Raw genomic sequence first — 11,077 nt, forward strand, 5'->3', positions numbered from 1 at the left:
ACTCACACATCGTGGCACGCGGAACCGCGCCAGGAGCACATCACCACGCGGCCGTTCTGCGCAACACCCTCACCCGGCGGTGCGCACGATGACCAATGTCGGCCCCTCCCGACGTGTCAGACTGAGCAACGTGCCCGCCGTACCGGACCGACTGGACGCCACGGACGCACGGCTGCTCCTCGCCCTCTCCACGGACCCGCGGGCCACCGTGCTCTCCCTCGCCCAGACCCTCGGCCTGGCCCGCAACACCGTCCAGTCCCGGCTGGCCCGGCTGGAGTCCGGCGGCGTGCTCGACCCCTTCGAGCGCCGGGTGCGCCCCGAGGCGCTCGGCTACCGGCTGGGCGCCTACGTGACGGTGCAGGTCGTGCAGCGCAGCCTCGCCGACGTCGGGGACGCGCTGGCCGCGATCCCCGAGGTGCTCGAGGTCATCGGGCTGTCCGGGGTCGCCGACCTGCTGGTGCAGGTGGTCGCCGTCGACGCCGACGACCTGTGGCGGATCACCGAGCAGGTGCTGGCCATCCCCGGCGTGCAGCGCACCGACACCAACCTCGCGCTGCGGCGGTTCGTCGACCACCGGATGACCCCGCTGCTCGAGCGGGCCGCCGGCACCGCCGCCGCCGACGAGGCCTGACCCGGGCGCGTCGGCGGTTGACGTCCGCTCCTGCGGGCAGGGAGGCAGCAGCACCGGTCCGCAGGAGGAGCGCAGTGACCCAGGGGACAGCACCGCGGGTGGTGGTCGTCACCGGCGCCGGCACCGGCATCGGGGCGGCGACCGCCCGGCGCTTCGCGGCCGACGGGCACCGGGTCGTCCTGGCCGGGCCGTCCGAGCCCGAGCTCGACCGGGTGGCGGCCGACCTCGGCGAGGAGTCCCTGGTCCACGTCGTGGACGTGTCGGTCCAGGACGAGGTGGAGTCGATGGTCGCGGCCGCGGTGGCGCGGTTCGGCCGGCTCGACGTCCTGGTGAACAACGCCGGCGTCGCCCCCACCGGCCCGCTGCTCGAGACGTCGATCGAGGACTGGCGGGCGGTGATGTCCGTGGACGTGGACGGCGTCTGGTTCGGCTGCCGGGCCGCGCTTCCCCACCTGCTGCGCACCGGCGGGTGCATCGTCAACGTCTCCTCCGTCTCCGGCCTGGGTGGCGACTGGGACATGAGCGCCTACAACGCGGCGAAGGGCGCGGTCAGCAACCTCACCCGGTCGCTCGCGTTGGAGCTCGGGCCCCAGGGGGTCCGGGTGAACGCGGTCTGCCCCAGCCTGGTGACCACCCCGCTGACCGAGGGCGTGCAGCAGGACGAGGACCTGCAGCGCGCCTTCGCCGAGCGGATCCCGCTGGGACGCGGCGCCCACCCGGAAGAGGTCGCCGACGTCATCGCCTTCCTGGCCAGCCATGACGCGCGCTTCGTGTCCGGGGTCAACCTCCCCGTCGACGGGGGCCTGACCGCCTCCAACGGGCAACCCCGGCAGGCCTGACGCCGCAGGCCTCAGCGCGGCCGGCGGATCCGCACCGGCCCGCGGGCGCTGGCGACGTCGACGACCTCGCCCCGCTGGGTCACCTCGACCTCCCCGCTCGCGGCCAGCCGCCCCGCCGCCGCCCGGGCCGCCGGCATCAGCTCCCGCCAGCCGTCCGGGTCGACCGCGCGGGCCGCCTCCGACGGGCAGATCGTCGTCCCGGCCCGGCGCTCGTCGAGCAGGGCGTCGATGGTCCGCTCCAGAGCCCGGTCGACGTCCTCCACCGGCCCAGCATGGACCGACGGCCCCGATCGCGCCCGACCGGGCGCTCCCCGTGCTGGGATGGCCCGGTGCCCACTCCTGCTCCGCGCGCCCGCCTCGGGCTCGGCCTCGCCGCGGCCGGCCGGCCGGCCTACCTGACCCTCGGCCGGGACGTCGACCTGCCCGGGGACCGCTCCCCCGCCGCCCTGCAGACGCGGACCCACGAGCTGCTGGACGCCGCGGCGGCGCTGGGCATCGCCCACGTCGACACCGCCCGGTCCTACGGCCGGGCCGAGGAGTTCCTGGGCTCCTGGTTGCGCACCGCGGAGCCGGTGCCGTTCGTGGCCAGCAAGTGGGGCTACCGGTACGTCGGCGACTGGCGCCGGGACGTCGCCGTGCACGAGGTCAAGGACCACGGCGCGGCCGCCTACGAGTCCCAGCTGGCCGAGTCCACCGCGCTGCTGGGGCCGTGGCTGCGGCTCTACCAGGTCCACTCGCTGACCGCCGACAGCCCGCTGTGGGAGGACCGGCCGCTGCAGCACCGGATGGCCGGGCTGCGCGCCGCGGGCGTCGAGCTGGGCTTCTCGACGTCGGGGCCGGCCCAGGCCGAGGCCGTCCGGCGCGGACTGGCCCTCACCGTCGACGGCGCACCGCTGTTCACCAGCGTGCAGTCGACCTGGAACCTGCTCGAGCCCTCCGCGGGCGAGGCGCTGGCCGAGGCCGCCGCGGCCGGGGCGCGGGTCGTGGTGAAGGAGGGCGTCGCCAACGGCCGGCTGACCGACCGCGGCACCGCGGCCGGCAGCCCCCTGGCCGAGGCGGCCCGCGAGCGCGGGGTCGGCGTGGACGCCCTGGCCCTGGCCTGCGCGCTGGCCCAGCCCTGGTGCGACGTCGTGCTCTCCGGCGCGGTCACCGTCGCCCAGCTGGAGAGCAACGCCGCCGCGCGCGACCTGGTGGCCGACCTGGTGGCCGACCTGGCAGCCGAGGAGTGGGTGCAGCCGGAGGAACCGGCGGCGTACTGGTCAGCCCGCAGCGGGATGAGCTGGGGCTGACCCGTTTCGCGGCCGGTGCGCGCCGGGTAGGACGCGCGCCATGGCGGAGCGGGGCACGGGCATCAGCACGCTGGGCTGGGTGCTGCGCGGCGCGGCCGCCGGTGCTGCGGGCACGACGGCGCTGAACGCCGTCACCTACCTGGACATGGTCGGCCGCGGTCGCGGCACCAGCTCCACCCCGGAGCAGACCGTCGAGGCGCTCGCCGAGAAGGTGCACGTGCAGATCCCCGGGGACGAGGAGGAGCGGTCCAACCGGGTGCAGGGGCTGGGGCCGCTCACCGGGCTGGTCGCCGGGATCGGCGTGGGGGTGCTGACCGGGCTGGTCCGTGCCACCGGGTTCCGGAGCCAGCCGCTGGTCGGGACGGCGTTGACCACGGTCGGCGTGCTGATCGCCTCCAACGGCCCGATGACCGTCCTGGGCATCACCGACCCGCGCACCTGGTCGACGACGGACTGGGTCAGCGACGTCGTCCCGCACCTGGCCTACGCCGTGGTCGTGAAGACCACGATGGACGCCTTCCGGTAGGCAGTCACTGCCAGCCCCGGTCGTCGACGCCGCCGGGCACCGGGGCGTCGGGGTCGTAGGGCGTGCGGGTGAGGACGAACGTCGCCAGCTCCAGGTGGTCCGGCGCGATCCGCAGCGTCTCCCCGGCGTAGTAGCCGTCCAGTCCCACGAAGGTGCCGTCCTCGCGCGCGGTGAACCGGCTGGCCCGGCCGCTGCGCCCCGGCAGCGGACCCAGGTGCAGCAGCCCTCCGGCCTGGGCGCGCAGCACGTGCGGCGTCGGCCCCCAGAACCAGGTGCCGAGCAGGTCCAGGGACACCGGCGGCGGGGACGGCGCCCAGGCCGCCACCACCCGCGGCTCGGCGGCGCGCAGGTCCGCCAGCAGCCCGGGCACCAGCGGGTCGAGCCCGCTGGTGGTGTTGGCCAGCGAGACGGCGCCGGTCTGCTCGGCCCGGTCGACGAACACCCCGGCGAGGAAGCCGGGCATCGAGCCGCCGTGCCCGACCAGGACCGCCCCGTCCACCCGCAGCACCTGCACCCCGAGCCCGTAGGCCGACCAGCCGGGGACGGAGGGGTCGACGCCGGCCGGCACGGTCATCTCCTCCAGCGTCGCCGACGACAGCACGTCCGCGGTGTCGTCGAGCAGGAAGGCGGCGAACCGGCCCAGGTCCGTCAGCGTCGCCCAGAGCTGGCCGGCGGCGGCCATCACGCCCGCGTCGTGCTCGGGCTCGGGCAGGACGACGTCGGCCCACGGGTGCACGGCCGACCCCTGCGCCGCGGGACCGGTGGGCCGCGGGCTGGTCCGGGTCATGCCCAGCGGCGCGAGGACCTCGTCGCGGACGACGTCGGCCCACGGTCGGCCGCGGTGCCGCGCCACCAGCTCACCGAGCAGCCCGTAGCCGAGGTTGGAGTAGTGGAACCGGCGGGCGGCGCCGAGCACGACGTCCTCGCCGGTCAGCTGCAGCTCCTCCAGCGACCCACCGGGCACCCGCTCCCACCAGCCGCCGGGGCTCTCCGACGTGGCGCCGGCGAGGTGGGAGAGCAGCTGACCGACGGTGCGCTCGCCCAGCGGGGTGCCCGGGACGTGCCGCTCCACCGGGTCGTCCAGCCCCAGCCGGCCCTCGTCGCGCAGCCGCATCACCGCCACGGCGGTGACCGTCTTGCTGATGGAGCCGATCCGGTACTGGACGTCGGTGTGCGGCTCGGCGACGTCGCCCCGGCCGGTGGACCAGGCGAGGCCGCCGTCGCGGACCACGCCGGCGACCAGGCTGGGCGCCCGGCCGTCCCGCTGCACCCGGGCGGTGCGGGCCAGCAGCGTGCGCGCGGTGGAGGGCAGGACCGGTTCGACCATGCGCGGAGGCTAGCCAGCGGCCGCCGCGGGCGCGTCGACCGGCAGCCGGCCGGTGCGCCGGGCCCAGCGCTCGAACACCACCGTGCACAGCGGCGGGACCGAGGCGACCAGGGCCAGCAGCGCGGTGCGCGGCGACCAGCGCAGCACCCGCCACGCCGTCAGGCTGACCAGGACGTAGGCCACGAAGACCGCGCCGTGGACGGGGCCGGCCAGCTGGACGCCGAGCTCGGAGGTGCGCAGCACCCACTTGACGAACATCCCGGCGAGCAGCAGGACCCAGGACACCGCCTCGGCGACGGCGACGGCGCGGAACACCCGCGCGACGGTGCGCGGGTCGGTCAGGGATGCGGGCACGGCGTTCCTCCGGTCGGTGCGGACGGCCAGGTCATCGTGCCGCCCGGAGCTGTGGAGCCCGGCGCACGCCCCGGACACGACGGTGCCCCGGCCGCCGTGAGGCAGCCGGGGCACCGAGGTGGCGTGCGGGTGCTTCGTCAGCCCAGCCGGCGCATGGCGGTGATGCTGCCCATGACGTCGATGCTGGCGACCTTGACCACGTCCCCGGACGTCGGCGCGTGGACCATCTGGCCGTTGCCGATGTAGATGCCGATGTGGCTGACCGGGGAGTAGAAGGCGATGAGGTCGCCGGGCTGCAACTGGGCGCGGGTCACGGCCGTGCCCATCCGGGCCTGGGCGCTGCTGGAGTGCGGCAGCGAGATCCCGGCGGCGGCGTAGGCGTACTGGACCAGCCCGGAGCAGTCGAACGAGCTCGGGCCGGCAGCCGCCCAGACGTAGGGGTCGCCCTGCTGGGCCAGCGCGGTGCTGACCGCGGTGGCCGCGGCACCACCGGCCGCAGCCGGGGCCGCGGCCGGGGCCGCGGCAGCCGGTGCGGCCGGCGCGGTCGAGGAGCTCGACGAGCCGGTGGAGCTGCTGCCGGCAGAGCTGCTGCCGGCAGAGCTGCTGCTGGCGGAGCCGGACTGGGTCCGGTCCGCCCGGGACGCGGCCTGGCTGGCCCGCGCCGCGGCGTCGGCGGCAGCGGCCCGCGCTGCGGCAGCAGCCGCGGCCTCGGCCCGCGCCTTCTCCTCCGCGGAGAGCCGGTCGTACTGCGCCTTGTACTCGGCGATCTGGCTGTCGAGGTCGGCCTGCTGGGCGGCGACCTGGTCGACCAGCGTCTGCGCGTCCGTGGTCGCCTTCGTGGCGGCGGCCTCGGCGGCGTCGGCCTGCTCGGTGGCGTCCTGCGCGGCGCCGAGCACCTCGTTGTTGTGGTCGGCGATCGTGCCGAGGGTGCCGACCCGGTCGAGCATCTCGTCGGCGGACGTGCTGCTCAGCATCGCCTGCAGGGTGCTGAGCTGGTCGCCGGTGTAGGCGCTGCGCGCCACCTGGCGGACCTGGTCGCGGGCGGTGGCGACGGCGGCCTCGGCGGCCTGCACCTGCTGGCGGGCCTGCTCGGCCTCCGCCTGCTTGGTGGTCAGCGCCTCCCGGGCGTCGTTGAACTGCTCGGTCACGACCTCGAGGTCGTGACCCCGGGCCGCGACGAGGGCCGCGGCCTCCTGGGAGGTGGTGGGCTGCTCCGGTGCGGCGAGCGCCGGCAGCGGAGCGAGCGCGACGCCGCCGGCGGCGACGAGGGTGAGGAGGACCCGACGGCCGGTGAGGCCACGACGGGCAGAGCGGTGCGTACTCGCCATGTTCGGCGGGTGTGTCCTTTCTTCCACCTGCCGCCTACCGAGTTAGCTGACGGGTTCGGGAGGGAAGACGCCCGGCACCTCGCGCCCGGATGCGGACGGCGTGGTGCTTCACCCCAGTGCTGCGGTGGGTCCCCGGTCCACGGGCTCGCGGGTGTCGCTGCGAGCCGCTGTGGTTCGGCGGCGGTCCTGGCGGTCGCCACCGTGGCGGTGGCTGAGCTGCCCGTTCGGACCGTCGCCGACCGTACGTGCGTCATGGACTGATGACAAACGCCTCCTCGCAATTTGTGCAGAAACTCCTGGCGTGTGCTCCGACACGCTCACAGGGCGTGACAGGCTCGCCGGGTGCGGGGGTTGGCGCGGCGGGAGTTCTGTCTCGTCCTCCTGCGCCGGATGGCCGACACGCGACCTGACCTGGTCGCCGACGCGCTCACCCGGCTGGGCGCCGACCGCGCCGAGGCCCGCGCGGCGCACCGCCGCTGGCAGTCCCTCCGGCACGCTCCGCGCGGACCGCGCGGCCTGTCGCTGCACACCGCCGTCCTGGGGCCACCGGCACGACGTGACGAGGCTCGCACCGGCGACCTGACGCTCGCCGTCCACCGGTGGCCGCTGCCGCTGTGGCCGCACCTGCTGTGGGAGGTGCTGGCCGACCCGGGCGGGTCCGTGCTGGCCGAGCAGCTGGTCCGCGCCCCGGGTTCACCGGTCCCCCCGGCGTCCGCGGGGCTGCTCGTCTGGGAGCACGTGGTCGCCGACGTCGCGGCGCTCCCCGGTGCGGCGGGAGTCGACCCCGGCGTGCCGCCCCGCTGGGAGGTGCGCCTGCCCGACGGCACCCGCGCCGCGTTCGTCTGGGGGTTGCTCCAGCAGGTGCACGCCCCTGCATGATCAGGACGTGCCCCCTCTCACCCCCGCCGCGTGGGACGACCCGGTCGTCCCGGAGCTGACCGCCGACCCGTCCTCCGCCGCCGGGGTGCTCGCATGACCGCCGCGCGGTACGACGTGGTGGTCGTCGGCGGTGGGCACAACGGGCTGACCGCCGCCGCCTACCTGGCCCGGGCCGGCTGGTCGGTGCTGGTGCTCGAGCGCCGGGACGTGCTCGGCGGCGCCGCGATCAGCCAGCAGGTCTTCCCCGGCGTCGACGTCCGGCTGTCGGCGTACTCCTACCTGGTCAGCCTGCTGCCGGACCGGATCGTGTCCGACCTGGCGCTGCCGCTGACCCTGCTGGACCGGTCGGTCGCCTCGTACACCCCGGTCCTCCGGCAGGGCTCGTACCGGGGGCTGCTGGTCGAGCGGGACGAGGGACCGGAGACCGCGGCGTCCTTCCGCGCACTGACCGGCTCGGACGACGAGCTGGCCGGCTGGCAGCGGTTCTACGCCCGGCTGACCACCCTGGCCGAGGACCTGGCGCCGACGCTGACCCGACCGCTGCCCTCCCCCGCGGAGCTCGAGGGCCGGCTGCGCGACCCCGGCATCTGGCACGACCTGCGCGAGCGGCCGCTGGCCGACGTCGTCGCCGACCACCTCGCCGACGACGACGTCCGCGGCGTGGCGCTCACCGACGGCCTGATCGGCACCTTCGCCGACGTGCACGCTGCGGACGGGCTCGCCGGCCGCTGCTTCCTGTACCACCTGGTCGGCAACGGGACCGGCCGCTGGCGGGTGCCGGTGGGCGGCATGGGTGCGGTCAGCGGCGCGCTGGCCACCGCCGCCCGGGCGGCGGGGGCCGAGCTGGTCACCGGCGCCACCGTGACCGCGCTGGAGGCCCGTCCCGACGGCGTCACGGTGCACTGGACCGACGACGCGGGGACGGCGCGCGCCGCGGACGCCGGGTACGCGGTGAGCGGCGCCGCCCCGGCGGTGCTCGACGACCTGCTCGGCGCGCCGTCGCCGGTCCGGCCGTCGGGCTCCCAGCTGAAGGTCAACATGGTGCTGCAGCGGCTGCCCGGTCTGCGCTCCGGCGCCGATGCCCGGCGGGTGTTCAGCGGGACGCTGCACGTCGACGAGGCGGCCTCGCAGATCGACGCCGCGTACGCCCAGGCCGCCGGCGGGCGGTTGCCCGACGTCATCCCGTTCGAGGTGTACTGCCACTCGCTGACCGATCCCTCGATCGTGGGCGGCACGGGGCTGTCGACGCTGACCCTGTTCGGCCTGCACACCCCCGCCGAGCTGTACGCCGCCGACCCGGTGGGCACCCGCGAGGAGGCGGTGCGCCGGGTGGTGGCCCAGCTGGACGCGCACCTGACCGAGCCGCTGGCCGGCTGTCTCGCGCTCGACGCCGACGGCCGGCCCTGCCTGCAGGCGTCGTCCCCGCTGGACGTGGAGGCAGCGCTGGCGATGCCGGGCGGGCACATCTTCCACGGCGACCTGTCCTGGCCGGTCGCCGACGAGCCGGAGCAGGCGGGCACCTGGGGCGTGGCGACGCCGCACCCGCGGGTGGTGGCCGCCTCCTCCGGGGGGACGGTGCGCGGCGGGGCGGTCAGCGGCCTCGGTGGCTTCGCCGCGGCCCAGCACCTGCTCGGCGCGGAGGGGTGAGCCTGGCAGAAGTGGGCACCGGAGGACCAGGCGAGCCGGACCAGGCCGCGGAGATCCCAGGAGAGCAGATGAGCACCCCGCATCGAGACGACCACCGTGCGCACCAGCAGGTGCCGAGGAACCGGTTCCGGCTCATCGTCATCAGCGTCGTGGTGCTGATCATCCTGGTGATCTTCGGTTACATGCTGCTGGTCGGCACGAACGCCTGAGCACCGCCCACCGGTCCGACGAGCCGGACCGACCGGAGCCTGGTCAGACTGCCCTGGTGCGGGTGGTGGAGGAGGCGCGCGGCCTGCTGGTGACGATCCGCGACCGGCTGACCGGCCGGGACACCGCACTGATCGCCGCCGGTCTCACCTTCTACGCCGGGATCGCCGTCGTCCCAGCGCTGGTGCTGTCCCTGGCGCTGACCAGCTGGCTCACCAGCCCGGCGACCGTCCGCGACCTCAGCGCCCGGCTCGGCGAGGTGCTCCCCGACCAGCTCGGCGCCCCGGACGCGCTCGCCCGGCTGGCCGAGGCGGGCACCTCCCTGAGCGTGCTGCAGGCGGTGCTGACCCTGCTGCCGATCTCGCTCTACGGCGAGGGCATCCGCCGGGCGCTGCTGCGGTTCAGCCCGGCGACCGACCGGTTCACCGCCTGGCGCGGGCGGCTGGCCTCGCTGCCGCTGCTGCTGCTGGCACCGCTGCTGCTGTACCCGCTGCTGCTGGTCGGCCGGCTGCTCGCCGAGCTCGCCGACCGACCCGGTCTCGGCCCGACGCTGGGCGGGTTCGCGCTCGGCTACTACTCGGTGCTGGCAGCGCTGACGGTGCCGCTGATCTGGGTGTTCCGGGTGGTCGCGGCCGGTCGGCTGCGGTGGGGCGCCGTCGTCGTCGGTGCGCTGTTCACCGCGGCCTCGCTGTCGGGCTTCCTGCAGGGGTTCGTGGTCTTCCTGTCCCTGCCGCTGGACCTCGGCGCGCCCTTCGGCGGGCTCACCGTCGTCGGCGGGGTCGCCGCGGTGTCCTTCTGGCTGTTCCTGCTGCACTTCGTGCTGATCGCCGGCTGGCTGTTCACCGAGGCGCTGGACGCCCGGGTGCGCCGGGGACGGGCCGCCCGCGAGGTGACCCCGGTCAGCTGATCGGGTGCTCCTCGATCAGCCGGTCCCGCTGCTCGGCCACGTCGTAGGTGGGCTCGGGCAGCCGCGGGTCCAGCTCGGTCAGCGTCTCCAGCAGCAGCCGGCCCACCGCCCAGTTCCGGTACCACTTCCGGTCGCTGGGGACGACGTACCACGGGTTGGCCGGGGTGCTCGTCCGCTCCAGCGCGATCTCGTAGGCGCGCTGGTAGGCCGGCCAGAGCGCCCGCTCGTCCAGGTCGCCGGGGTTGAACTTCCACCGCTTGGCCGAGTCGTCGAGCCGGGCCAGCAGCCGTTCCTTCTGCTCCCACGGCGAGATGTGCAGGAAGCACTTCACCAGGGTGACGTCGTCGTCGGCCAGCTGCCGCTCGAACCGGACGATCTCGGCGTAGCGACGCTCGATGACGTCGGGGGCGGCCAGCTCGCGGACCCGGCCGATCAGCACGTCCTCGTAGTGCGAGCGGTCGAACACCCCGATGATCCCCGGCCCGGGCACTGCGCGGCGGACCCGCCACAGGAAGGAGTGCCGCAGCTCCTCGGGGGTGGGCCTCTTGAAGGCGGTGACCTCGACCCCCTGCGGCGAGACGGCGCCGACGACGTGCGACACCACCCCGCCCTTGCCGCTGGTGTCCATGCCCTGCAGCAGGAGCAGCACCCGCCGCCGGCCACCGGTGGCGCCCTCGGCGTACAGCCGCTCCTGCAGCTCGGCCAGCTTCTCCCCCTCGGCCAGCATCACGTCGCGGGTGCGCTCCTTGGACCCGGGCGCCAGCGGGGTGGCCCGGGGGTCCAGCCGGGAGAGCTGGACGGGCGGCGCCGGGGCGCGCAGCGCGTCGCGCAGGGAGTCGGCCATGCGCGCAGCCTAGAGACGCAGCTCAGGCAGTGTGCGACCCGACGGACGGGAGGACGGCGGCAGCGACGAGGTTCGCCGCGACGACGACCGCGAAGGCCGCACCCCAGCACGGCGCGGCCCCCCAGGCAAGCAGCACGGCGGCGGCCCCGAAGACCAGCACCTGGACGGCGAGCCGGCCGGCCACCGACGGGTGGGCCGCCCGCGGCGCAGCGAACTGGCTCCACAGCACCCCGGCCGCCACCGGCAGCGCCACCGCCAGCAGCGCCCGGACGGCGACCGGCCCGCCCAGCTGCCACCCG

At 75.7% G+C, this 11,077-nt stretch carries 14 protein-coding genes and 1 riboswitch; of the genes, 8 read left to right on the forward strand and 6 right to left on the reverse strand.

The window, feature by feature from the left end; all coding sequences use genetic code 11:
* The first annotated feature begins 130 nt into the window (after positions 1 to 130).
* Both FHL79_RS20180 and budC read left to right on the forward strand, forming a co-directional pair.
* Positions 131 to 631: an Lrp/AsnC family transcriptional regulator gene (locus tag FHL79_RS20180; protein ID WP_138760359.1), complete on the forward strand. Its 501-nt coding sequence runs from the start codon at positions 131 to 133 to the stop codon at positions 629 to 631.
* Positions 632 to 705: 74 nt separating this feature from the next.
* Positions 706 to 1,470, forward strand: coding sequence for a meso-2,3-butanediol dehydrogenase (gene budC, locus FHL79_RS20185; RefSeq protein ID WP_138760360.1), 765 nt, complete (start codon positions 706 to 708; stop codon positions 1,468 to 1,470).
* 11 nt (positions 1,471 to 1,481) lie between these two features.
* Here budC and FHL79_RS20190 read toward each other — a convergent pair whose 3' ends face one another.
* On the reverse strand, positions 1,482 to 1,733 hold the full coding sequence (locus FHL79_RS20190) for a DUF3253 domain-containing protein (RefSeq protein WP_138760361.1): 252 nt from the start codon (positions 1,731 to 1,733) through the stop codon (positions 1,482 to 1,484).
* 66 nt (positions 1,734 to 1,799) lie between these two features.
* On the opposite strand from FHL79_RS20190, the gene FHL79_RS20195 reads away from it, so the two are divergent.
* Both FHL79_RS20195 and FHL79_RS20200 read left to right on the forward strand, forming a co-directional pair.
* Positions 1,800 to 2,759 (forward strand): aldo/keto reductase, encoded by a 960-nt coding sequence (locus tag FHL79_RS20195; protein WP_218938534.1) that lies wholly within the window; start codon positions 1,800 to 1,802, stop codon positions 2,757 to 2,759.
* Between the two features lie 40 nt (positions 2,760 to 2,799).
* Entirely contained in the window at positions 2,800 to 3,285 is a 486-nt protein-coding gene (locus FHL79_RS20200) for a hypothetical protein (RefSeq protein WP_138760363.1), read from the forward strand.
* A gap of 4 nt (positions 3,286 to 3,289) precedes the next feature.
* On the opposite strand, the gene FHL79_RS20205 is transcribed toward FHL79_RS20200, so the two are convergent.
* The 3 genes from FHL79_RS20205 to FHL79_RS20215 all read right to left on the reverse strand — a co-directional run bounded on the left by FHL79_RS20205 (position 3,290) and on the right by FHL79_RS20215 (position 6,294).
* Entirely contained in the window at positions 3,290 to 4,612 is a 1,323-nt protein-coding gene (locus FHL79_RS20205; RefSeq protein WP_138760364.1) for a serine hydrolase domain-containing protein, read from the reverse strand.
* Between the two features lie 9 nt (positions 4,613 to 4,621).
* The gene (locus FHL79_RS20210) at positions 4,622 to 4,966 is read right to left on the reverse strand and encodes a DUF3817 domain-containing protein (protein ID WP_138760365.1); all 345 of its coding nucleotides are present in this window, start codon (positions 4,964 to 4,966) and stop codon (positions 4,622 to 4,624) included.
* 137 nt (positions 4,967 to 5,103) lie between these two features.
* Entirely contained in the window at positions 5,104 to 6,294 is a 1,191-nt protein-coding gene (locus tag FHL79_RS20215) for a C40 family peptidase (RefSeq protein ID WP_138760366.1), read from the reverse strand.
* 16 nt (positions 6,295 to 6,310) lie between these two features.
* Positions 6,311 to 6,484, reverse strand: a riboswitch (cyclic di-AMP (ydaO/yuaA leader).
* Positions 6,485 to 6,684: 200 nt separating this feature from the next.
* On the opposite strand from FHL79_RS20215, the gene FHL79_RS20220 reads away from it, so the two are divergent.
* From FHL79_RS20220 to FHL79_RS20230, 4 genes are all read left to right on the forward strand, one after another.
* A complete protein-coding gene (locus FHL79_RS20220) occupies positions 6,685 to 7,173 on the forward strand; it encodes a hypothetical protein (protein WP_138760367.1) in 489 nt (162 codons plus the stop codon).
* 93 nt (positions 7,174 to 7,266) lie between these two features.
* Entirely contained in the window at positions 7,267 to 8,820 is a 1,554-nt protein-coding gene (locus FHL79_RS20225; protein WP_138760368.1) for a phytoene desaturase family protein, read from the forward strand.
* 68 nt (positions 8,821 to 8,888) lie between these two features.
* The gene (locus FHL79_RS25220) at positions 8,889 to 9,029 is read left to right on the forward strand and encodes a hypothetical protein (RefSeq protein ID WP_171058258.1); all 141 of its coding nucleotides are present in this window, start codon (positions 8,889 to 8,891) and stop codon (positions 9,027 to 9,029) included.
* Positions 9,030 to 9,085: 56 nt separating this feature from the next.
* Positions 9,086 to 9,934, forward strand: coding sequence for a YhjD/YihY/BrkB family envelope integrity protein (locus FHL79_RS20230; protein WP_246081040.1), 849 nt, complete (start codon positions 9,086 to 9,088; stop codon positions 9,932 to 9,934).
* Here FHL79_RS20230 and FHL79_RS20235 read toward each other — a convergent pair.
* Together FHL79_RS20235 and FHL79_RS20240 are read right to left on the reverse strand one after the other, a co-directional pair.
* Positions 9,927 to 10,778, reverse strand: a complete 852-nt coding sequence (locus FHL79_RS20235; protein ID WP_138760369.1) for a PPK2 family polyphosphate kinase — start codon at positions 10,776 to 10,778, stop codon at positions 9,927 to 9,929. The genes FHL79_RS20230 and FHL79_RS20235 overlap by 8 nt on opposite strands.
* A gap of 22 nt (positions 10,779 to 10,800) precedes the next feature.
* A partial coding sequence (locus FHL79_RS20240; protein ID WP_138760370.1) for a YrdB family protein occupies positions 10,801 to 11,077 on the reverse strand: 277 nt, incomplete at its 5' end.

Origin of the sequence: Modestobacter altitudinis (assembly GCF_005930475.1) — a bacterium.
GTDB lineage: Bacteria > Actinomycetota > Actinomycetes > Mycobacteriales > Geodermatophilaceae > Modestobacter > Modestobacter altitudinis.

Excerpts from the sequence above, each read along its gene's own strand:
- FHL79_RS20205 (WP_138760364.1), bottom strand. The coding sequence starts at position 4,612 with ATGGTCGAACCGGTCCTGCCCTCCACCGCGCGCACGCTGCTGGCCCGC.
- FHL79_RS20220 (WP_138760367.1), top strand. The coding sequence starts at position 6,685 with ATGGCCGACACGCGACCTGACCTGGTCGCCGACGCGCTCACCCGGCTG.
- FHL79_RS20235 (WP_138760369.1), bottom strand. The coding sequence starts at position 10,778 with ATGGCCGACTCCCTGCGCGACGCGCTGCGCGCCCCGGCGCCGCCCGTC.
- FHL79_RS25220 (WP_171058258.1), top strand. The coding sequence starts at position 8,889 with ATGAGCACCCCGCATCGAGACGACCACCGTGCGCACCAGCAGGTGCCG.
- FHL79_RS20200 (WP_138760363.1), top strand. The coding sequence starts at position 2,800 with ATGGCGGAGCGGGGCACGGGCATCAGCACGCTGGGCTGGGTGCTGCGC.
- FHL79_RS20215 (WP_138760366.1), bottom strand. The coding sequence starts at position 6,294 with ATGGCGAGTACGCACCGCTCTGCCCGTCGTGGCCTCACCGGCCGTCGG.
- FHL79_RS20225 (WP_138760368.1), top strand. The coding sequence starts at position 7,267 with ATGACCGCCGCGCGGTACGACGTGGTGGTCGTCGGCGGTGGGCACAAC.